Here is a 19,316-nt window from a genome sequence, read left to right as displayed (position 1 = left end):
CATGGATCTCAAAAGCAGGCAGATCTCTCTCTTGCGCTGTCTTCCTCAAGCTGCTGAGGGAGTAAGCGTTCAAACCCTTGCGGATGAGTTTGGAGTATCGCGACGGACGATTTACTACGACATAGCGCACATCAATGAGTGGCTTGGGCGCGAAGACCTTGGTAAGGTTACTCTCGAGAACCAGATGGTTACGAGTAAGGACGTCTGCTGGAAGTACGCAGGGCGTCTTGTCGGCCTCAGCCGCGTGCGCGTGTTTACGGTATCTGAACGTCGGTCAATGACTCTTGTGCGTATTGCCCTCGCACATGAGCATGCCACCATCCCGAGCCTCATGGACGGCTATGAAGTTTCTCGCAACACCGTAATCGCCGATATTCGTGAGCTCAAGGGGGAACTGAATCCACTCGGAATCAATCTTGCCAGCGTACCGGGACAAGGCTACACGCTTTTGGGCGACGAGATTACCATTCGAAAATTCATCTGGTCCAAGCTCCAGGGCCTTGCGGGAGCCGAGTGCATCCAGGACGTGAGACGCTTTCTCCAGCGCACGCTTGTTGACGTAACAAAGAATGACATTGATTATTATGAGCTTTGCCGCAGTCTCATCAAACAATACGAACTAGATCTCAAAACTCGCTGCTTTCTTGACAGCAACGGCCTTGAGGGCATGATGATCCAAGTTTCGTGGCTCCGGGGCCTTAGGGGCAGCTGGGTCGCCATGGGCCGAGAAGAGCAGATTACGCTCAGCGGAACCCTCTCTTATCGTTCGGTTCAGTGCAGCGTCGAGAAGCTCAAGAGCGCAGGCATTGCCCTGCCCTCCGAGGAGATTCTCTACATCACCTCCCTTTTGCTGGGAATCAAGACCACCAACTTTGCGCGGCAACGTGAGGAAGACGAGTACGTGAGTGAGCTCGCCGAGAATCTCATCGGCAACTTCGAACGTGTGGGCTGTCTCACCTTCATGAACAAGGAAACTATTCACGAGCAGCTCTCCCATCACATCAGACCGCTGTACTATCGCCAGAAATATGGCATCTCCGTTCACAACCCGCTTACGGTTGACGTGCAGAAGATGTATCCGATGGCCTTTGACTTCACGCGACGCGCCGCGGTGGAAACCGGTATGGATGACCTCTCCGACGACGAGCTCGCCTATCTCACGATTTACCTGTCAAACGACCTCGACAACAAGATGCTCGAAAACGGGGACACGAGTGCTACCAGGGTCCTTCTCGTGGGTGCCAGGAATATGTCAACCATTACCTTGGTCAAGGAGCAGCTCTTTGACGCCTGCGGCATCTGCTTCGAATACGACTGTGCCGAGGTAGATAGCCTGCACCGATGGACACTTGAGTCCTATGCGCTCGTCGTTGCGCTCTCGCATCTTCCCCAAGAGTTCAGAAGCGACAACATGGTCGAGACCACCCCATTCTTCTCTGAGGAGAGCCGCAGGCAAATCTATGAGGTACTAAGAAGCAATCGGATCATCTCTCGCTATGACGCCCTCATCGAAGGTATCGTCGAAATAGTGGGTGAGAACATCCCCGACTCCGATTGGGGGTGGCTGCGCTCTGACAAGCTTCACTTCGAACTCTTCCGCTATTTTGACGAGCGCGACCGAGGCTTCAGGGGGCCGACTTCGGTGCAGCTGGGCGACTCGCATGTGCGCGCTGAGCGCGTGGTCGTACCTCAGGGCTCGACATGGGGCACGGCCGTACTGCTGGGGGCCCATAAGTTACAGGAGGACGCCTCCAAAAGCTGCCTAGTGGAGCGTATGAGCAACATCATGGCAAGCAATAAGCTTCTTTATTATCGTATGGCTCCCGAGGTCGTGATCGTGCGCTGCCCCATGCAGGGAGACGAGAACGCCCACGTTGAGGCGCAGATCGTGCTTGCCCCTGATGGCATCGAGCTTCCCGATGGCAAGCCGGCCCGTGTCGTGGTCTGCATGGCAACCATCAACCGATACTCGCACTGGGGAACACTTTACGATATATATCAATACTTTTCCAGTCAAGAGCACGTGGCCACGCTCATGGCCGATGTGTTGGAAGCTTAGGGAGACAACATGGCGAAACGGCGCAAGTTCGTCTACCACGGCCATCACGGCATCGAGGGCCAGGAGGCCGCCTGCCTGTGGTGCGGAAAGCCCACGGCCTCGCATGAGTACGTGGTGAATCCAGGTGGCGACCCCGTTCTCAAGTGCTGCTGCGAGGAGCACTTTGAGAGCACGGTTTCGTTCGTGAACCATGACGCCCGCATGCGCCCCCTCTTCTACGTGGCCGTGGGACTGTGCGCCATCGCGTCGTGGATTGCCATTGCCTTCTTAGACTTTCAACCGGTATGGACGCCGATGCCCTTCGTGGCCCTTTCGGCGGTGATCCTCATATGGCCGCGGGTTCTTCCGCGCTATGAGTACTACCTGCCCCTGGGACTCGTAAAAACGCGCAAGATCGTGCGTGCCATCGCTCTGGTCGCCTTGGTCTTCTCACTCTATGTGGCGGGAGTTCGTTTGGGTGTCCTACCCGGATAGCTCTTTCTGCTTCCGGACAAAATATGGACTTTACCTGCGCTTTCATTGAAGGAGGTGAAAACGAATGGGGAAACTACTGGACAAAAGGCTCGTCTTTGTGGACGCGGACGTGAAGACCTCGGAGGATGCGATTCGTCTCATGGCGGCGCGCCTGCAGGACTGCGGCTACGTCAACGAGGGCTATGCCGAGATGGTCATCGAGCGCGAGAAGGTCTTTCCGACGGGGCTGCCCGGCAAGACCATGTGCATCGCAATTCCGCACACCAACCCCACGTTCGTCAACAAGGCCGCCATTGGGGTCATCGTTCCCAAAAAACCCGTCAAGTTTGACATGATGGGCGAACCGGGCACGTCGCTCAACGTGAGCCTGATCATGCCCCTTGTGATAAAGGACTCGGGGCAGCAGATAGAGCTGCTCAAGGAGATGATGCACGTCATCCAAGACAGCCCCCGTCTTGAACGCATCCGCGCCTCAAGGGACGCGGACGAGATCCTTGGGCTGCTTCATTCGCTCGAGGAGGCGTAAGCACGGGGGCCTCAGGGGATTGAGCTCGCGTACGGAAAAACGACAACAAAGGAGAGAGCACCATGAGGATTGTCAATATTCTATGCGTCTGCGGATCGGGCACCGCCACCTCCGCCATGCTCGCCGCCAAGCTTCGCGACGTGCTTGAAGAGCACGGATACGACTGCGATACGGACGAGACAAACCCTCCGGGCATCGCTACTGCCGTGATGACGCGTGCCTGGGATCTTATCGCCTACACGAGCCCCGTGGAAGAGGACTACGGCATTCCGATGCTCAATGCCACCGGCTTCCTTGTGGGAATCAACGAGGACGAGTTCATCGAGCAGCTCATGGAGGCCGTTGGAAAACTTGACCTGAGCGAGTAGCCCCGGCACCCTTGCCCTGCCGTTTTATCCGCTGTAACTGGCATACACCTATAACACCTAGGGGATGAATTCATGGACGGCTTCTTTGCAGTTTTGAAGCAAATATTCGACGCCTTCGGCAACTACATTACCGTGCCGATAATCATCTACATCATCTGTCGCGTCTTTAAGACTCCGCGCAAGCGCGCGTTCCAGTCGGCCGTGCTCGTGGGCGTGGGCCTCATGGGCATGTCTTTCGTCACCACGGCGTTCGGAGGGGTCCTGACCCCGCTCATTACGCGCATGGTCGACGTCTCGGGGCTCAACAAGCCCGCACTCGACATCGGCTGGCAGGCCGTGGCCGCCGTGGCCTACTCGACCAACCTTGGCATGATGTTTATCGGCGTTGGCCTGCTCTTCCAGGTCGTCCTTTGGTTTGGCAAGATTACCGACATCTTCATGCCGTCCGACCTTTGGAACAACTACTCGATTTCCGTCTGGGGATCCATGCTGTTCCTGCTGACCGGCAACATGCCGCTTGCCTTCGTGCTCATGCTCCTCATCAATCTTGTGACGCTCCTCATTGCGGAGTCGGTCCAGAAGCGTTGGTCGACGTACTATAACTATCCCAGCTGCGCGATGACCGCACCCCATCACAACGGCGACGCCCCCATGTACCTGGTGCTCAACGTTCTCTTTTCCAAGCTTGGCTTCGACAAGATCAAGGCGAACCCCCAGTCCATTCGCAAGAGGATCGGATTCATGGGCGAGCCGATGTACATCGGCCTGGCCATCGGTCTTATCTTGGGCATCGTCGGCAACGTAGACCGGCTCAACACCATCGTGGGGCTGGGCAACGTCGCACAGGTTGCCGTCACGTGCTCGGCCGTCATGGCCATTTTCCCCAAGATCGCAGGCATGTTCGCCGCAGGCTTTGGTGCGTTGACCGAGTTCTCTCGCAAGACCCTCTCCAAGTCCAAGTATGGAAAGGACCGCCAGTTCATCGTGGCCGTCAACGATGCTTTGGGCTATGGTGAGGCAGCCACGCTGACCACTGGCCTCCTGGTGATTCCGTTTGGCGTCCTGATTGCCTTCCTGATGCCGGGAAACCTGGTCGTTCCCCTTATGGTGCTTCCCTCTCTTCCGTACATGGTCGAGATCCCCGTTGCCCTCTCTAACGGGAACGTGTTCAAGGCGTGGTGCATGGCCGTCATCGTCTTTGCCGCCAAGCTCGCCATGGCCTCCTACTGGGCCTCCGCCTTCACGCAGGTCGCCGCTGGGGTCGGCTTCGAGGCCGCTGTCGAGGCCGTAGCCTCGGGAACGTTCGTCATCGGCTTCATCATGTCCAACTGCACGGCCGGTCTCATAACGATGGCCTTCCTCACGCAGAACCCGCTCGTCATCGCTCTGGTCATGGCCGCCTACGTTGCATTCTTCATTCTATTCCGCAAGAACAAGGATCGCTTCCAGGGCTACCTCGAGTTCCTGGCAACGGGCAAGCGTCCCGAGCCGGAGGTAAGCAAGGTCATGGCCTAGGTAGTCATCACAAGATCGTGCACGGGCGGGGCCCTCGCCTCGCCCAGCGACACAGGAAGGAGACAGGCATGAAGATCGTGGTTATCGGTGACATCGTGGTGCCCTGCGACCTACTCGTCGAAGCGGCGCAATCCCTGGATGAGGAGGCTGACGTCGTCGCCCTTGAGTGGAAGTGCTCCACGCGTCAGGAGTTCCAGCGTCGAGCCCAGAACCTCGAGAAGAACGGCCCCACGGCCGAGGAGATTCCTGCAGAGGCCTATGAGCAGGTGAAGGATGCCGACATCCTCCTCACGCACTTCTGCCCCGTGGCCGAGGACCTCATCGCGGCCGGTCCGCACCTTAAGCTCATCGGTACGTGCCGCGGGGGGATGGAGCACATCGACGTGGCCGCGGCCACCAAGCGCAACATTCCCGTCATCCACTGCATCCGCAATGCAGAGTGCACGTCCGACTTTGCCGTGGGTCTCATGTTCGCCGAGACGCGCAACATCGCTCGCGCCCATGCGGCCCTCAAGAAAGGTGACTGGCGCAAGGAGTACATGAACAGTGGCTATACGACCTCTCTGTGCGACATGACCCTTGGGCTCATGGGCCTTGGACACATAGGCAAGCTCGTGGCCAAGAAGTGCCTGGGCATCGGCATGAAGCGGGTCATCGCCTATGACCCCTACCTCACGCAGGAGCAGATTGACGAGGTGGGCCTTGCCGTGGAGCTTGTCGACGAGAAGACGCTCTTCTTGGAGGCGGACATCGTGAGCCTTCACCTCCGTCTCACGCCCGAGACCAAGGACAGCGTAAGCACCGAGCAGCTCGCCCTCATGAAGCCCACGGCGTATCTCATCAACACCTCACGTGCCGGCGTGCTGGACAAGGACGCCCTGGTAAAGGCACTTGACGAGCGCTCCATCGGGGGGTGTGCCCTCGACGTCTTCTGGGAGGAGCCACTCGCCCAGGATGACCCGCTGCTGAGCCTCGACAACGTTACGCTCACGCCGCACAACGCCGGCAACGTCGTGGACGCGCTGCCCAAGAGCCCGCTCCTGCTTGCGCGCAAGATTGCCGAGTTCTGGGAGACGGGCAAGAGCGACATGGTAGTGAACCTCAAGGCGATCGCGTCCTAGATCGTAGACCTGCTCAAATCAAGAGAGAAATCAGACAAACCCCGCGCAGTGGCGGGGGAGGGGAGACTCTTATGTTGATGGAGGAAGAGCGCGCGCAGATCGTTGAGTATGGCAAAAAGATGAGTGCCGCAGGCCTCTCGGTGGGCACGAGCGGAAACATCTCGATCTACGATCCCGAGACCGGCTACATGGCCATTAGCCCCTCTGGACTGGGCTACTTTGACACGAAGCCCGAAGACGTGGTCGTCATGGATCTTGACGGTGCCATCATCGACGGCGCGCGCAAGCCGTCGAGCGAGCATGGGCTTCACACCATCGTCTACCAGAACCGTCCCGAGGCTCGGGCAGTGGTGCACACGCACTCGCCCTACGCTACGACCCTCGCATGCCTGCACCAGACCCTGAGGCCCGTTCACTATGTGATTATGGGCGCGGGCGTCAACGAGGTGCCCTTGGTGCCCTACGTTACCTTTGGCACCCCTGAGCTCGCCGAAGCTGTCGGAGAGGTCCTGGTAGCCAACCCGAAGACGCGCGTGGTGCTTCTCGCCAACCATGGTGACGTGTGCTATCAGGCGAGCCTGCCCAAGGCGTTCGGGCTTGCCACGAACATCGAGTTCACCGCTCAGATTCAGTGGCAGTGCCTGTGTGCGGGCGAGCCGCAGTATTTGACTGACGAGCAGATGGCAAGCGCCATGGAGCGCTCCAAGACCTACGGTCAGCAGACCAAGTAGCGGCTGGGCGCGGCCGGCGGACATTGCGGCCGCCGGCCGCGCCGGCTTTGTACCCGTCCTTGGATGATGAAGAGGGAGGAAAGATGCGTGCAGCTGTGCTTTACGATCAGGGAGACATCCGCATCATTGATGCCCCCCTGCCTCAGATTGCATCCGATGAGGTGCTGGTGAAGAACGTCGTCTCGACGACGTGCGGGACTGACGTCAAGAACTATCGTCGGGGCTATCCCCTGCTCAAGCCTCCGCACCCCTATGGGCACGAGTTCTCCGGGGTGATCGCGGCCGTCGGGTCTGCCGTCGAGGGCGTGCGCGAGGGCGATCGCGTCGCCGTGCACAACTCGGCCCCGTGCGGTCACTGCTACTGGTGCAAGCACGGGCAGCCCTCGATGTGTGAGAACCTCCTGTTTAATCGGGGATCTTACGCGGAGTACGTGCGCGTGCCCGCGCCCATTGTGCAGCAGAACCTTTTTGTGATGCCGGACGAGCTGAGCCACAAGGCGGCCTCGCTCATGGAGCCCTTATCGTGCGCCGTCTATGGCATCCAGAACTGCCCCATCGAACAGGGTGACTTCGTGGTCATCAACGGGGCGGGGCCCATCGGGCTCATGTTCGCGCGGCTCGCCGTGTTGCGCGGGGCCCAGGTGCTCGTCACGGACTTGGTCCAGAGCCGCCTTGACGTGGCTGAGCGTCTGGGCGTGTGGCGGACGCTCAATCTAACGGGAGTCGAGGACAGCGTGGTCGCCGTTCGCGATATGACGGATGACGGGCGTGGTGCCGACGTGGTTATAGAGGCTACAGGACTTCTTGACGTGTGGGAGACGAGCGTGCACATGGCGCGCAAGGGCGGGTTCGTGCTGCTCTTTGGCGGCACGAAGTCGGGGAGCGTGCTCAAGATGGACGCGACGCTCCTGCATTACTCGCAGCTCACGGTCAAGGGGGTCTTTCATACCACGCCACTTACGGTCTCGGAGGCGTTCAAGCTCCTGTGTCTGGGGGTCATTTCCGCGGATGACTTCGTCCAGAACGAGTATCCGCTCGAGCGTCTCGAGGAGGCCATCTTGGAGCACGCGTCGGGCAAGGTCATCAAGAACTGCGTCGTCTACGACTAAGGAGAGCAGGGAGACATGAAGACATACAAGCTTGGAGCCGATAAGATCTACTTCGGAGAGGACGCCGTCTTTGCGCTCGCAGAACTTCCCGCAGAGCTTCGGCGGGCCTACATCGTGATGAGCGGGACCATCCAGAAGGAGCTTGGCCAGCTCAAGGTGATTACAGACGTGCTCGAGTCGTCGGGCTGGACGTGGCGCGCCAACACGGACGTGGAGCCCGAGCCTTGCTGGGAGTCGGTGCGTCGCGGCGTGGAGGACATGAAGGAGTTCGAACCCGACTGGGTGATAGGCTTTGGCGGGGGCTCCGCGATGGATGCTGCCAAGGCCATGTGGGTCTTCTACGAGAACCCCCAGTACAAGAGCCTCGAGGAGGTCATGCCGCCGGCGCCGCTCACCTTGCGCGAGCGGGCTCGCGTCTGTTGCATCGCGACAAGCGCTGGGACGGGCTCCGAGTGCACGCGCGCTGCGCTCATAAAGGACCCCGTGCAGAAGAGGAAGTACTCGGTGCGCGAGTACACGGGGCGCCTGATTCCTGACGTGGCCATCTTGGACCCGGCCTTCTCTGCCACGATGCCGCGCAGGGGAACCGTGGCGTGCGGCATGGACGCGCTCACCCATGCCATCGAGTCGTATGTGGCCAACACGGCCAACGTCTTCTCTGACGCGCAGGCCATGGGGGCATGGGTCGCGGGCTATCGAGCGCTCAGGACCTGTGCGAACGAGCCGAGCAACCTGTCCGCCCGTGCGGACATGCTGGCTGCCAGCTGCTTGGGTGGCATCGCGTTTACCAACGGGGCGCTCGGTGTCTGCCACGGCATCGCACATACCTTCGGGGCCACCTACAATGTGGCTCACGGGCTGGCCAACGGCATCGTGCTTCCCTACAGCATCGCGTTCAATCGTGATCATTCTGAAACTGCCGCAACACGCTATGAGGAGCTTGCGGGATTTGTGGGGGCTCACGATCTTGAGCGCGTGATTCTCGATCTGCGGTCAGAGCTGGGGGTGCCCACCACCATGCGCGAGGTCGTGCCCGACGAGGCCGAGTTCGAGTCCAGTCTCGAGGTGCTTGTCGGCAAGGTCCTGTCCGACGTGTGCACGCCCGCTAACCCGGTTGAGGTTACCGCGGATGACGCGCGACTGCTCCTGCGCACGGTCTACTACGGGGAGTAGGGCATCATGAAGATTACAAGCGTAGACATCATCAAGGCGTTTAAAGAACCAAGCGTTGCCGCAGAGGTGGCGGTGGGAAACGTTCCCTGGCATCCGGTGTTCGTGCGCATCAATACCGATGAAGACATCTCAGGTCTTGGGGAAGTGGGCGTCGCCTACGGAAATGCCCAGACTGCAGGTTTTGGCATGGCAATCGACTTCGCTCAGTGCATCGTGGGGCTTGACCCCATGAACAACGAGCAGATTTGGGATCGCCTTCACCGTCTTACCTTCTGGGGCATGGGCAACGGCGGCGTGATCATGGCGGGTATCTCGGGCATCGATATCGCCCTTTGGGACATCCGAGGCAAGGCGCTGGGGGCTCCCGTGTGGAAGCTGCTGGGAGGAAAGACCAACACCAGACTGCGCGCCTATGCCTCTCAGCTGCAGTTCGACTGGGGGAAGGTGTCGCATTCGCTCGCGCGGCCCGAGGAGTACGCCGAGGCCATGCGCAAGGCAATGGACGACGGCTTTGATGCCGTGAAGGTCGACCCCATAGGCTTCGACATGAACGGCGTGTGGATGGGCCGCTCAAGTCGTGGGATTCTTCAGCGTGATCAGATGCGGCTTGCCGTCGATCGCGTGGCTGCCATGCGCGAGGCAGGCCCGGACGTGGACATCATCATCGAGCTGCACGCGCTCACGGATGCCACGACCTCTGTCCAGCTAGGCCGCGAGCTTCAGAAACTTGGTTGCTTCTATTATGAAGAGCCAACGCAGCCGCTTAATCCCTCCCTCTTCCGTGAGATCGCCGATAAGGTCGACATTCCCCTGGCGACCGGGGAGCGCGTCTACACGCGCTGGGGCTATCGACCCTTCTTCGAGGATCGATCGATTAGTGTCATTCAACCCGACCTCTGCAATGTGGGCGGCATCACCGAGGGCAAGAAAATCTGTGACCAGGCTCATGTCTATGACATCGGTGTCCAGGTGCACTGTTGCGGAGGGCCGGTCTCTGCGAGCGCCGCGCTCCAGCTCGAGGCCGTGATTCCCAATTTCGTGATTCACGAGCTGCATGCTTCGGCTCTCATCGAGGACAATATTCGTCTGTGCAGAAATGACTATGTGACTCATGGCGGATACTTCGAAGTCCCGGATGAGCCTGGTATTGGTCAGGAGCTTACCGAGTACGCGTTGTCGAACGCAGAGATAGTGACTGTTCGCTAGTTGTTTGCCCGGCGTTGTGCAATCGGAGGCCTCGGCATGCAGAGCACGGCGTGGCCTCTCCTTAGACAGCCTGCAACGCGCGTGGCGCAGAACGTGCCCCCTCGCGCTAGAATGGCTTCGTCAAAAGCTATCTGAGGGGTAACACTCATGCCTGCATTCTCCGGCTCGATGCCGAATCGACCCCCGCGGCGTGCCAAGCGAGCGGTGACCGATCTTTCCGAGCTGCGCTCGATCGTGGAGCGTGCTCAGGTGCTGCGCGTGGGCTCCTGCGATGCCGAGGGGCCGTTCATCGTGCCCATGAGCTTTGGGTTCGAGGTTTCCGAGGGCAAGGGGGACGCCACTGCTGTCCGCTGGACCTTCTGGCTGCACTCCGCCTCCACCGGTCGCAAGGCCGATGCCTGGACGGCTGCACCCGAGGTAGCCCTTGAGCTTGACGTTCCCGCTGGCGTGATTGAGGGAGACTTCTCCTGCCTTTACTCGTACGCCTACGAGAGCATCATGGCCACAGGTCGCATCTCTCCCGTGGACGATCACGCCGAGAAGATCCACGGCCTCGAGCTCCTCATGGCGCACATGGCACCGGACGCTTCCGTCTCGTTCTTCAGGGAGGCCATCAATCACGTGGCCATCTGGCGCGTGGACGTGGACTACCTCACCGGCAAGCGCCGCGAGGGGCACGCGTTCGACGCGATGGCCCATGGAGGACCAGGTCATGAGGGTTCCGATGATCTGCGCAAAGCGGACGTTCCCGCCAAAAAGCACGACAAACACCACGGTCATGACAAGCACCACAAGCACGATGGAAAGCACCACAAGAACCACGACCACGCTGCAAAGGACGATTACGCAAAGGACGCCGCCACTGCATCCGCAAAGCTCTCGAAGAAGGCGCTCGCCCGCGCTGCTGAGCCCGCCCTTGTTGGCGAGCACTGCCCCGGCTGCGGCAACCACTGCAAGCTCAGCAATCCTCGCTGCGGTAAAGGCCGCAAGCTGCGCCGCCGACGCCTCGAGCAGCTCGAGGCAGCGTCAAAATAGCACGGCTACTTAGGGTGACCATACCCGAACGCCAAAAACGGTACCAAATCGGCCCCGAAACCGACGTTCGGGTATGGTCGTCATTCTGCGATCACAGCGAGCAGGACCAGCGAACATTCTCGTCGTCGTAGTCGGGCAGCTGGGGCAGCTCGACGAGGTGTAACATGGGGCAGCTGCGGTCGCTCACCACGCGTGCGGGATTGCCGGCGACGGTCGTGTGGGGGGCAACGTCGCGAATCACCACGGCCCCGGCGGCCACGCGCACTTCGTCGCCGATGGTGATGTTGCCCAAGATAATGGCTCCGGCTCCGATCATGACGTTGTTGCCCACGGTGGGATGGCGCTTACCCCCGTGCTTTCCGGTCATCCCCAGCGTAACTCCCTGGTAGATAAGGCAGTCGTCGCCGATGACCGCCGTCTGGCCAATGACGATTCCCGTCCCGTGGTCAATCATGAATCTCCGGCCGATGCGGGCCGCCGGGTGGATGTCCACGCCATAGCGCCGCCGCGAGCGCTGCGAGAGAAAGACCGCGAGCCCGTGCGCACCGTGCTCCCAGAGCCAGTGCTGTTGGCGGTGTGCCCAGACGGCATGCAGCCCCGTCGAGAAGAGCACCACGTTGCCGGTGCTCGCCATGGAGGGGTCGCGGGCCAGAACGGTGGCCACGTCCTCGCGCATGTGGGCCAACGCGCCCATGTTAGAGGTCCATGGAGAGGTATCGCTCGCCCGTGTCGGGCAGAATCGCGACGATGGCCCTCCCCGCGAGTTCGGGGCGCTCGGCCAGCGCGAGGGCGGCCGCCACGGCGGCTCCCGAGGAGATTCCCACCAGGAGGCCGGCCTCCTTGGCCAGACGTGCCTTGGTGGCCACGGCGTCACCTGAGGTCACAGGCAGAATCTCGTCCACCACGGAGCGATCGAAGTTGTCCGGCACGAAGTTGGCACCGATGCCCTGAATCTTGTGGCCGCCGGCCGGCTTGCCGGCGAGAACCTGCGACTCGTCGGGCTCCACGGCCACGGCGCGCACGCTAGGGTTCTTCTCCTTGAGGAAGCGTGCGGCGCCGGAGATGGTGCCGCCCGTGCCCACGCCGGCTATGAGCACGTCGACCGTGCCCTCGGTGTCGCGCCAGATCTCCGGGCCGGTGGTCTCGTAGTGGGCCTGGGGATTGGCGGGGTTGGTGAACTGCCCGGCGATGATGGAGCCGGGGATGGAGGCCTTGAGCTTCTCGGCGCGCTCCACGGCACCGCGCATGCCGTCCGCGCCGGGGGTGAGCTCGATGGTGGCACCGTAGGCGGCGGCGAGCTTGCGGCGCTCGACGCTCATGGTCTCGGGCATGGTGAGGATGAGCTTGTATCCGCGTGCGGCGGCCACCATGGCCAGGCCGACGCCGGTGTTTCCGCTCGTGGGCTCGATGATGGTGCCCCCGGGGGCAAGAAGCCCCTGGCGCTCGGCGTCGTCGACCATCGCGGCGGCGATGCGATCCTTGATGGACCCGCCGGGGTTGGTGGCCTCGTACTTGCCGAGGATCGTTACGGAGTTGCTGGTGAGGTCGGAAAGATCCACGAGGGGCGTGGAGCCGATGAGGGCCTCAATCTTGCGTGCGGTACGCATGGTGCCTCCTTCTTCGATTGTACTGGTCACGAGGGATGTCGTCCGGACGACTGCTCGCTACCGTATAGGGTGGCACTTATAAACCCACCATGCAAGTGGGAATTGAGGAGGAACACGCGCCGGAAACATGACTTTCGTGCCAGTCGCCGGTGGCCTCCCAGCCATGGCCACTTTCGGGTTTGGGTTCGCAACGGGGGAGGGGAAAGTATGCCCTGTGGAGTTTCTGCAGGTAAAAGAAGTGAATTTTGATGTCATCACCGAAGGGGATGCGAGCCCGAACCCAAACTCTATATCGAGCTTGGGTTCGGGCACAGGCGATAGTGCAAGTAGCCTAGTTACTATCGTTGAGAAACGCCAGATAAGAATCGGAGAGTTCAAAAGGGTTCTTGTGTGAACCCCTTCCCGCGAACCCAAACCCGGAAGAGGGCACTGCGAGCCCCGTCTCGCGCCCGCCTAGTACAGCGGCAGTTCGCCGGTGAGGGGGTCGATGACGTCGGCGGGGAGCGGCTCGAAGGCCAGGCAGGTGTAGGTGGGCTCGCCGTGGAACTCGGTGTAGCCCGCGTCGCGTACGAGGGCTACCACAAAGCCCTGTTCACGACCCCTCTGGGCGAGGTCGAGCAGCTCTTCCTCGGAGTCCACGTAGACGCAGACCTTGGCCACGCCGGCGTCGAACCAGTCGGTGAGCGGGGAGCGGTCATCCTCGTCGTGCTCGATTCGGACCCAGTCGTCCTCCGCGCGCAGCTCGCCGGAGCGCCCCTCGCGCACGAGCGCCAGAAGGATGGCCTCGACGCAGGCGTGCCCGGCCTGGGCGGCGATCTTGCCCTTGCGCATCTTGAGGTCGCGCCGCATGACGATCATCTGCTTGGCCTTGTACGAGCTCGAACCTGCCATGTTTTCCCTGCTCCCGCCCTACTGCCTCGGAGAGACGTAGCCGTCGTCGATGGTGATCTTGCAGACGGACCGAGGATAGCGCTTCTCCACGAGCTCCGACACGCGCCGCCTGAGCTCGGTCGAGGAGAGCTCGCACCTTGCGGATCGGACGCAGTCGAAGGTGATCGTGGCGTGCGAGGGCCCGGGAACGTGGCGCAAATCGTGGATCGAGAGGCCCGGATCGATCTCCTTTACGGCGAGGTCGATCCAGTGGCGCATGTCGTGCACCTGGGGGTCGTCGGTCACGATGGGGTCGTAGTGCAGGGTCATGACCAGGCCCTCGTCGCTCAGGAACGCCTGCTCGATGCGGTCCAGGACGTCGTGCTGCTCGAAGGCGCCGCCCTCGCCTGCCATCTCGACGTGCGCGCTCGCGAACCGCCGTCCGGGGCCGTAGTCGTGGATCATGAGGTCATGCGTGCCCAGGACGCCGGGATAGCTGAGGATCTTGCGACGGATGTGCTCGGAGTAGGCGGGGTCGGGCGCCTTGCCCAGAAGCGGGCTCACGGCGTCACCCACGAGCTCGACGCCGCTCCAGCAGATGAAGGCCCCCACGGCCAGGCCCGCCCACCCGTCGAGGTTGGCCCCCGTGAGCTGCGAGACCACGGCCGAGGCAAGGACCGCCGCCGAGGTGATGACGTCGTTTCGGGAGTCCACCGCCGTGGCTGCCAGGGTCTCCGACGATATGGTGCGTCCCAGGCTCCGGTTGAACGTCGTCATCCAGAGCTTCACGACTATGGACGCGACGAGGACCACGACCGTGGCCGGGCCAAACTCGGTGGGCTCGGGGTGCACGATCCTGTTGGCGGAGCTCATCACGAGGTTGAGGCCGATCGCGCACACCACGACGGACACCACGAGGCCGGCTAGGTACTCGTAGCGTCCGTGCCCGTAGGGGTGGTCCTTGTCGGCGGGACGGCTGGCCAGCTTGAAGCCCAGGAGGCTCACGATGTTGCTCGAGGCGTCGGAGAGGTTGTTGACGGCGTCGGCCACGACCGAGACGGACCCAGCAAGGAGGCCCACCACACCCTTGCCCACAAAGAGCGCCACGTTGCAGACGATGCCGGTGACGCTCGCCAGAAGGCCGTAGCGCGTGCGGACCTCGGGATCGCTCACGTTCCGGGCGTTCGGCACGAACGTCCGCACTAGCCACTCTGTCATGAAAATCCCCTTCCCCGTACGCGATGAGGGTGAAGTATACCCACTCCTAGGCGAGCCCAAGCCACCTGAGCAGAGGGAGCCTCACGAGGGCGTCCGTGAGCAGCATGACGGCGAGGAGTGCCAGGCTAAAGGCCGTGCCCGCGACAAGAAGGGCCACGTCGCCCCCGGCAGCCGCCGCCTGGGTGAGGGCGTCCGCCAGGGGGCGCCAGAGGGGCGAGAAGATCGACTGCGCCAGGTAGAACCCCAGCACGCAGGGGGCGGCTCGGCAGGTGAGGGCGGCTGCATGGTTCGTCGGAGTCGAAGCTGGGGCTGTGGCTGCGTCCGCCGATCGCGCGGCGTACGCCACCGAGAGGACCGCGAGTGCGAACGAGAGGGCCGACGTGGACTTGAAGGAGAGGGCTACGAGTACGTCCGACGAGCCCATGAACGCCGCCGCTCCCTCTACGACCACGGCAACGGCCGCGCACGCCGCGAGTGCCCGGGCGGGACGCCTGCTCTGCGTCTCGCCGAGCACCCCTCCCACCAGAAACGCCACGAGGTAGCTGGCCGCGCTCATGAGCTTGCGCCACTCCAGAAGCCCTCGATCAACCTCCCCGGGCGAGAGGAACGCGATGTAGGCGTTGAGCGCAAAGGCCATCGAGACCAGCACGAACACGGCCGCGTGAGGGCGGCGCATGCATCGCCACGTCCAGCCCACCAGGGGTACCAGGGCAACGAACACGAGGTAGAGCCAGACGAACTCGAGCCCTCCGACGAGCCAGCCCGCCTCATGCAGGCTGACCCCCTCGACGGGCACGACCCACGTGCTCACGGCAAGCGCCACGAGTGCGTAGAGGGCCACGCTCGCCAGGATGGTCAGGGCGCGCCGGCCGGTTTTTCTAACCTGGTCGGGCCAGTAGCCGGCGGTCGTGGAGGCCTGGGCCGCACGGGGCACGAGGAAGAGGCCCGAGATAAGAAAGAAGACGTGATTGCCGTACGCCCCGAGCAGACTGACGCAGCCCAGGGCCCACGTGATGAGGGGACCTGCGGCCCACGAGCCGTCGGTCGCGGCAGAGAACCAGGGCTGAAAGGTGTGGAAGAGCGCGATGCCCGCGATGGCCACGAGCCGCAGCGCCTCGATGCGCGGGTTGCGACTATGAGAGGGCACGTGCGACATGGCGGCGGCTTTCCGGGGGATGACGAGTGGGGGCAACGAACGTGGTGCGACGAGCAAAGGCCCCTCTCTTATACCAAATGCGCGTGCCTCTGGCGGGCTCAAAGACGCCGCTCGTGAACCTGTCACGAATCTGACGCGCACGGTCACAGTTGGTATCGGTGCAGGTGACGGGATCCGTTTCCTAGCGAGAGGGTCTCTGGGGTCCTCGCGGTCGTCCTCCATGCCGCGCCCTCAGCCCCTAGAATCGCGCCACGGCAGATGAGACGGGTAGGGCCAAAGAGGGCGAGAGGAGCCAGGGTGGACGTGCTCGGCGTGGTGCTCAGGGTGGCGGCGTATGGCGTGCTCGCGGCCGCGCTCGGCGTTGCGGCCGTCACGGACCTCGCGCGGCGCGTCGTGCCCAACGGGTGCGTCGTCGCGGTGGCGGTGTCGGGAGCGGCACAGGCGTGCGCGGGCGTCCTTCTCGGCGGCTCGGCCTCGCAGGCGTGTCTGCGCAGCGTGTGCGGCCTGACCTGCGCGCTCGTGGTGATGCTCGCGACGGCGGCGGTCTCCGCGCGCATCCGGGGCACGCCGGGCGTGGGAGGTGGTGACGTCAAGCTCCTGGCCGTCGTGGGAGTGTGGGTGGGGCCCGCGCGCGTGCTCGTGGTTATCGCCCTGTCCTGCCTGGTGGCGGTGGCTGGCTGGGTGGTGCTCCGCATCGTCGCGTCCTGGGCCGCGCGCGGGAACGCCCGTGCGAGTGCGTTTCCACTCGCACGCGACGGACGCGCCCTCGCCCAGGGGATTCCCCTTGCGCCTGCCATCGCGCTCTCGGCGCTCGTGATGGTCCTGCTCGGCGGTGCGTCCTACGAGTAACGCGCGTGTGTCAAGGGTCACTTTCTGCCCGGCGGGTCGTGGGAGGAGGTCTATACCAGGGGGGTCGCCCGTCGAACCACCTGAGCACCTGACAGGCGATACAAGGGCGTGACGGACCCCGACCGTCGCGCCTGAACCTTTGGGGCGAGCCGCGCGCGGACGAGGTAGCATAGGTTGCGCCGCCGTGCTGCGCCGCATCCGCCGCGGCCCGCCTTCGAAAGGACCCTCATGATCAAGCTCGTGCTCTGCGACCTGGACTCTACGCTCATCTGGCAGCCCGACCACGTCATCACGCCGTTCGCCCTGGACGCGATCCACGTCCTGCAGGGCACCGGCGTCTTGTTCGCCCCGTGCACGGGCCGCATCTACCGAGACCTCACCCACATGCTCGCCGGCGACGCGGCGGCCACCTCCACGGCGGTGACCAGCAACGGCCAACTCGTCTACCTCGAGGGCCAGCTCGTGGAGAAGGTCGCGCTGTCTCATAAAGCCCTGCTGTGCGCGGAGGCCAGCCTCGCCCACATGCCCGACGCCTACCTCGTGGTGGAGTATGGGGGCCGCAAGGTCGCTGTGGGAACGGACCTAGGCTTCGTGCGCGCGCACCCGGACAACTTCTGGCACGTCGAGCGGGCGCTCACGGACGTGCCCGAGGAGCCCTGTTACAAGGCCAACGTGCGCGTGGTGGGAACGTACGAGCGCTGCCAGGAGGTGGCCGCGCATCTGAGCGACGCCCCCGCCGAGCTCGACTTTCTCTGCCCCATGCCCGGGACGCCCCACATCGACGTTACGCCGCACGGCTTTGGCAAGGACCACGGCGGCGACTTCCTCATGGATCGTCTGGGCCTGGAGCCCCAGGAGGTCTGCTGCTTCGGGGACGCCGAGAACGACCTTGCGGTCTTGCGCCACTATCCCCACTCCGTGGCCGTCGCCAACGCGGTGCCTGCGGTGAGGGACGTCGCGCGCTGGCACATCGGCCCGGCCAACAATGACTCCGTGGCCCATGCCCTGCTGGACATCGCCGAGGCCACCCCTGAGGGACGTATGCCGGCGTTCATGCGCTAGGACTAGAACTTTGGTCACTCTGGTGCCGGCTGCCTGCTTCTCGCACGCTTTCGCGTAGGCACTCTGTGACCATTCCTTGGGAACCACGAATTCCCCCGGGGGCATGCGCTTGGCACCGATCCACGGGTCGAATGTGACACTGGCGCCGTTTCTATACTCGTCGTTTGCCTTAATGGAGTGCGCTCCCGAGAATCTGAACTGTACGTGGTCATCTAGATTCGTGGACGAGAGTCTCTTAATCTCATCCACGGCACCGTCGAGACCATCGCACGTGGATAGCAGGTCGATATCGCGGGTTGCCCGGGCTTTCACAGTACGGGCGAGCATGGCCTGACCGCCCTTGAGCACGAGCTCTCCTTTGCCGCTAGCGAACACACGGCAGAGTAAGCGGACGAACTAGAATGCCCTGATTGCGTTTCCCGTGCCCATTGACGAGCGATTAGCGGCAGCCTTGACTGCCATTTCGAGAGCGTGGGGCGTCTCGTATGATTCGCCTTTTTCCTGTAACGTCATAACGGGGAGCCCTCCCTCAGACTAGAGCCCGTCTCGGCGAGCGTACGAAACAAGGTGGAGGCGGCGCCCCTCGGGGGCTGCTTGCTTATGAGCTCCCTCAGATGCTCGAAGTCGATCCCCTCTCGCGTGGCGTCTCTGAGCGCGTTCTCCACAAGGGAGGGGTCCTCGAAATCAAGGCACAGGTCCATGAGCGTGCGCTCGAGCCTCGTCACGGGTAGGCCGCGTAGCCAGGTCACATCAGCCTCGTCTACGACACGCTTGGAGAATCGGGCATAGGAGAGCCGCGAGTTTATCCGTCTGGGCGCATAGAGTCGATAGGGAGAGAGCCAGAAATCTCCGATTCCCAGCAGACTGCTCGCGGTAGAGCCGCCGACCACAACCCCGTCCCAGCGTGCCATCCGCTCACTCGTGAACTTCGTCGGATTGGTAAGCTTCCAAACGGCCGTCAGTTCATCTATCTCGGAGCTCGGCGTGCCTGACAGACGATAGGCACCGTGAGCGATGCGCTCGGCGCGGTCCGACGCAGCGGCTTGGGAGAGGGCCTTGCGCGTGATGCCGAGCCGCTGGGCCTGGGCGGACGTGAAGATCCTCTCGGAAGCCGAGAGTTCATTTATCTTCTCTATGTGGTCACTTCTCGTCATGTTGCAATAATACCCTATAAGGAAACTATTGCAACAGATAATGACTTCAAGAACGCCCATCGTGCCAGGCTCAAACCCCTCCC

Annotated in this window: 20 protein-coding genes and 1 pseudogene; 14 read left to right on the top strand and 7 right to left on the bottom strand. The window is 62.4% G+C overall.

Going from position 1 to position 19,316, the window contains the following annotated elements; all coding sequences use genetic code 11:
• Position 1 precedes the first annotated feature (1 nt).
• The 11 genes from INP52_RS08180 (at position 2) to INP52_RS08130 (ending at position 11,317) form a co-directional block, all read left to right on the top strand.
• A complete protein-coding gene (locus INP52_RS08180; RefSeq protein ID WP_194370756.1) occupies positions 2-2,059 on the top strand; it encodes a BglG family transcription antiterminator in 2,058 nt (685 codons plus the stop codon).
• Between the two features lie 9 nt (positions 2,060-2,068).
• A complete protein-coding gene (locus INP52_RS08175) occupies positions 2,069-2,533 on the top strand; it encodes a hypothetical protein (protein ID WP_194370754.1) in 465 nt (154 codons plus the stop codon).
• Positions 2,534-2,597: 64 nt separating this feature from the next.
• A complete protein-coding gene (locus INP52_RS08170; protein ID WP_194370752.1) occupies positions 2,598-3,059 on the top strand; it encodes a PTS sugar transporter subunit IIA in 462 nt (153 codons plus the stop codon).
• Positions 3,060-3,121: 62 nt separating this feature from the next.
• The gene (locus INP52_RS08165) at positions 3,122-3,427 is read left to right on the top strand and encodes a PTS sugar transporter subunit IIB (RefSeq protein ID WP_194370750.1); all 306 of its coding nucleotides are present in this window, start codon (positions 3,122-3,124) and stop codon (positions 3,425-3,427) included.
• Between the two features lie 72 nt (positions 3,428-3,499).
• On the top strand, positions 3,500-4,942 hold the full coding sequence (locus tag INP52_RS08160) for a PTS transporter subunit IIC (RefSeq protein ID WP_194370748.1): 1,443 nt from the start codon (positions 3,500-3,502) through the stop codon (positions 4,940-4,942).
• 68 nt (positions 4,943-5,010) lie between these two features.
• Positions 5,011-6,063: a 2-hydroxyacid dehydrogenase gene (locus INP52_RS08155; protein WP_194370745.1), complete on the top strand. Its 1,053-nt coding sequence runs from the start codon at positions 5,011-5,013 to the stop codon at positions 6,061-6,063.
• A gap of 71 nt (positions 6,064-6,134) precedes the next feature.
• Positions 6,135-6,794 (top strand): class II aldolase/adducin family protein, encoded by a 660-nt coding sequence (locus INP52_RS08150; protein WP_194370743.1) that lies wholly within the window; start codon positions 6,135-6,137, stop codon positions 6,792-6,794.
• An 83-nt stretch (positions 6,795-6,877) separates the two neighbouring features.
• The gene (locus tag INP52_RS08145; protein ID WP_194370741.1) at positions 6,878-7,903 is read left to right on the top strand and encodes an alcohol dehydrogenase catalytic domain-containing protein; all 1,026 of its coding nucleotides are present in this window, start codon (positions 6,878-6,880) and stop codon (positions 7,901-7,903) included.
• 15 nt (positions 7,904-7,918) lie between these two features.
• The gene (locus INP52_RS08140; protein WP_194370739.1) at positions 7,919-9,076 is read left to right on the top strand and encodes an iron-containing alcohol dehydrogenase; all 1,158 of its coding nucleotides are present in this window, start codon (positions 7,919-7,921) and stop codon (positions 9,074-9,076) included.
• Between the two features lie 6 nt (positions 9,077-9,082).
• A complete protein-coding gene (locus INP52_RS08135; RefSeq protein ID WP_194370737.1) occupies positions 9,083-10,282 on the top strand; it encodes a mandelate racemase/muconate lactonizing enzyme family protein in 1,200 nt (399 codons plus the stop codon).
• Positions 10,283-10,429: 147 nt separating this feature from the next.
• Positions 10,430-11,317 (top strand): pyridoxamine 5'-phosphate oxidase family protein, encoded by an 888-nt coding sequence (locus INP52_RS08130; RefSeq protein ID WP_228478316.1) that lies wholly within the window; start codon positions 10,430-10,432, stop codon positions 11,315-11,317.
• 91 nt (positions 11,318-11,408) lie between these two features.
• Here the strand turns inward: INP52_RS08130 and cysE are convergent, their stop codons facing one another.
• Both cysE and cysK read right to left on the bottom strand, forming a co-directional pair.
• Positions 11,409-12,011, bottom strand: a complete 603-nt coding sequence (gene cysE, locus INP52_RS08125; RefSeq protein ID WP_194370735.1) for a serine O-acetyltransferase — start codon at positions 12,009-12,011, stop codon at positions 11,409-11,411.
• A gap of 1 nt (position 12,012) precedes the next feature.
• On the bottom strand, positions 12,013-12,924 hold the full coding sequence (cysK, locus tag INP52_RS08120) for a cysteine synthase A (RefSeq protein ID WP_194370733.1): 912 nt from the start codon (positions 12,922-12,924) through the stop codon (positions 12,013-12,015).
• A gap of 127 nt (positions 12,925-13,051) precedes the next feature.
• Between cysK and INP52_RS08115 the strand changes: the two genes are divergently transcribed.
• Positions 13,052-13,318 (top strand): hypothetical protein, encoded by a 267-nt coding sequence (locus tag INP52_RS08115; RefSeq protein WP_194370731.1) that lies wholly within the window; start codon positions 13,052-13,054, stop codon positions 13,316-13,318.
• 59 nt (positions 13,319-13,377) lie between these two features.
• On the opposite strand, the gene pth2 is transcribed toward INP52_RS08115, so the two are convergent.
• From pth2 to INP52_RS08100, 3 genes are read right to left on the bottom strand one after another with little or no spacing between them, the layout of a single operon-like run.
• Positions 13,378-13,815 (bottom strand): aminoacyl-tRNA hydrolase, encoded by a 438-nt coding sequence (gene pth2, locus INP52_RS08110; RefSeq protein ID WP_194370729.1) that lies wholly within the window; start codon positions 13,813-13,815, stop codon positions 13,378-13,380.
• 18 nt (positions 13,816-13,833) lie between these two features.
• Complete coding sequence (locus INP52_RS08105; protein ID WP_194370727.1) at positions 13,834-15,012, bottom strand: cation diffusion facilitator family transporter; 1,179 nt, start codon at positions 15,010-15,012, stop codon at positions 13,834-13,836.
• A 46-nt stretch (positions 15,013-15,058) separates the two neighbouring features.
• Positions 15,059-16,168 (bottom strand): acyltransferase family protein, encoded by a 1,110-nt coding sequence (locus INP52_RS08100; RefSeq protein ID WP_194370725.1) that lies wholly within the window; start codon positions 16,166-16,168, stop codon positions 15,059-15,061.
• A 297-nt stretch (positions 16,169-16,465) separates the two neighbouring features.
• On the opposite strand from INP52_RS08100, the gene INP52_RS08095 reads away from it, so the two are divergent.
• Both INP52_RS08095 and INP52_RS08090 read left to right on the top strand, forming a co-directional pair.
• A complete protein-coding gene (locus INP52_RS08095) occupies positions 16,466-17,017 on the top strand; it encodes a prepilin peptidase (RefSeq protein WP_194370723.1) in 552 nt (183 codons plus the stop codon).
• 228 nt (positions 17,018-17,245) lie between these two features.
• The gene (locus tag INP52_RS08090) at positions 17,246-18,079 is read left to right on the top strand and encodes an HAD family hydrolase (RefSeq protein WP_194370721.1); all 834 of its coding nucleotides are present in this window, start codon (positions 17,246-17,248) and stop codon (positions 18,077-18,079) included.
• A gap of 249 nt (positions 18,080-18,328) precedes the next feature.
• Here INP52_RS08090 and INP52_RS10185 read toward each other — a convergent pair.
• Both INP52_RS10185 and INP52_RS08085 read right to left on the bottom strand, forming a co-directional pair.
• A pseudogene (locus INP52_RS10185) lies at positions 18,329-18,427 on the bottom strand (nucleotidyl transferase AbiEii/AbiGii toxin family protein); the annotation flags it as partial.
• Between the two features lie 161 nt (positions 18,428-18,588).
• A complete protein-coding gene (locus INP52_RS08085; protein WP_194370719.1) occupies positions 18,589-19,233 on the bottom strand; it encodes a type IV toxin-antitoxin system AbiEi family antitoxin domain-containing protein in 645 nt (214 codons plus the stop codon).
• Between the last annotated feature and the right edge of the window lie 83 nt (positions 19,234-19,316).

This window comes from Thermophilibacter immobilis (assembly GCF_015277515.1).
GTDB lineage: Bacteria > Actinomycetota > Coriobacteriia > Coriobacteriales > Atopobiaceae > Thermophilibacter > Thermophilibacter immobilis.
The sequence above is the reverse complement of the archived record's forward strand: the minus strand, read 5'-3'. Positions and strand labels throughout refer to the sequence as shown.

Coding starts and splice junctions, on each gene's coding strand:
- INP52_RS08130 (WP_228478316.1), top strand. CDS start 10,430: ATGCCTGCATTCTCCGGCTCGATGCCGAATCGACCCCCGCGGCGTGCC.
- INP52_RS08155 (WP_194370745.1), top strand. CDS start 5,011: ATGAAGATCGTGGTTATCGGTGACATCGTGGTGCCCTGCGACCTACTC.
- INP52_RS08100 (WP_194370725.1), bottom strand. CDS start 16,168: ATGTCGCACGTGCCCTCTCATAGTCGCAACCCGCGCATCGAGGCGCTG.
- INP52_RS08140 (WP_194370739.1), top strand. CDS start 7,919: ATGAAGACATACAAGCTTGGAGCCGATAAGATCTACTTCGGAGAGGAC.
- cysE (WP_194370735.1), bottom strand. CDS start 12,011: ATGGGCGCGTTGGCCCACATGCGCGAGGACGTGGCCACCGTTCTGGCC.
- INP52_RS08085 (WP_194370719.1), bottom strand. CDS start 19,233: ATGACGAGAAGTGACCACATAGAGAAGATAAATGAACTCTCGGCTTCC.
- pth2 (WP_194370729.1), bottom strand. CDS start 13,815: ATGGCAGGTTCGAGCTCGTACAAGGCCAAGCAGATGATCGTCATGCGG.
- INP52_RS08135 (WP_194370737.1), top strand. CDS start 9,083: ATGAAGATTACAAGCGTAGACATCATCAAGGCGTTTAAAGAACCAAGC.
- INP52_RS08170 (WP_194370752.1), top strand. CDS start 2,598: ATGGGGAAACTACTGGACAAAAGGCTCGTCTTTGTGGACGCGGACGTG.
- INP52_RS08090 (WP_194370721.1), top strand. CDS start 17,246: ATGATCAAGCTCGTGCTCTGCGACCTGGACTCTACGCTCATCTGGCAG.
- INP52_RS08150 (WP_194370743.1), top strand. CDS start 6,135: ATGTTGATGGAGGAAGAGCGCGCGCAGATCGTTGAGTATGGCAAAAAG.
- INP52_RS08105 (WP_194370727.1), bottom strand. CDS start 15,012: ATGACAGAGTGGCTAGTGCGGACGTTCGTGCCGAACGCCCGGAACGTG.
- INP52_RS08115 (WP_194370731.1), top strand. CDS start 13,052: ATGACTTTCGTGCCAGTCGCCGGTGGCCTCCCAGCCATGGCCACTTTC.
- INP52_RS08145 (WP_194370741.1), top strand. CDS start 6,878: ATGCGTGCAGCTGTGCTTTACGATCAGGGAGACATCCGCATCATTGAT.
- cysK (WP_194370733.1), bottom strand. CDS start 12,924: ATGCGTACCGCACGCAAGATTGAGGCCCTCATCGGCTCCACGCCCCTC.
- INP52_RS08165 (WP_194370750.1), top strand. CDS start 3,122: ATGAGGATTGTCAATATTCTATGCGTCTGCGGATCGGGCACCGCCACC.
- INP52_RS08175 (WP_194370754.1), top strand. CDS start 2,069: ATGGCGAAACGGCGCAAGTTCGTCTACCACGGCCATCACGGCATCGAG.
- INP52_RS08160 (WP_194370748.1), top strand. CDS start 3,500: ATGGACGGCTTCTTTGCAGTTTTGAAGCAAATATTCGACGCCTTCGGC.
- INP52_RS08180 (WP_194370756.1), top strand. CDS start 2: ATGGATCTCAAAAGCAGGCAGATCTCTCTCTTGCGCTGTCTTCCTCAA.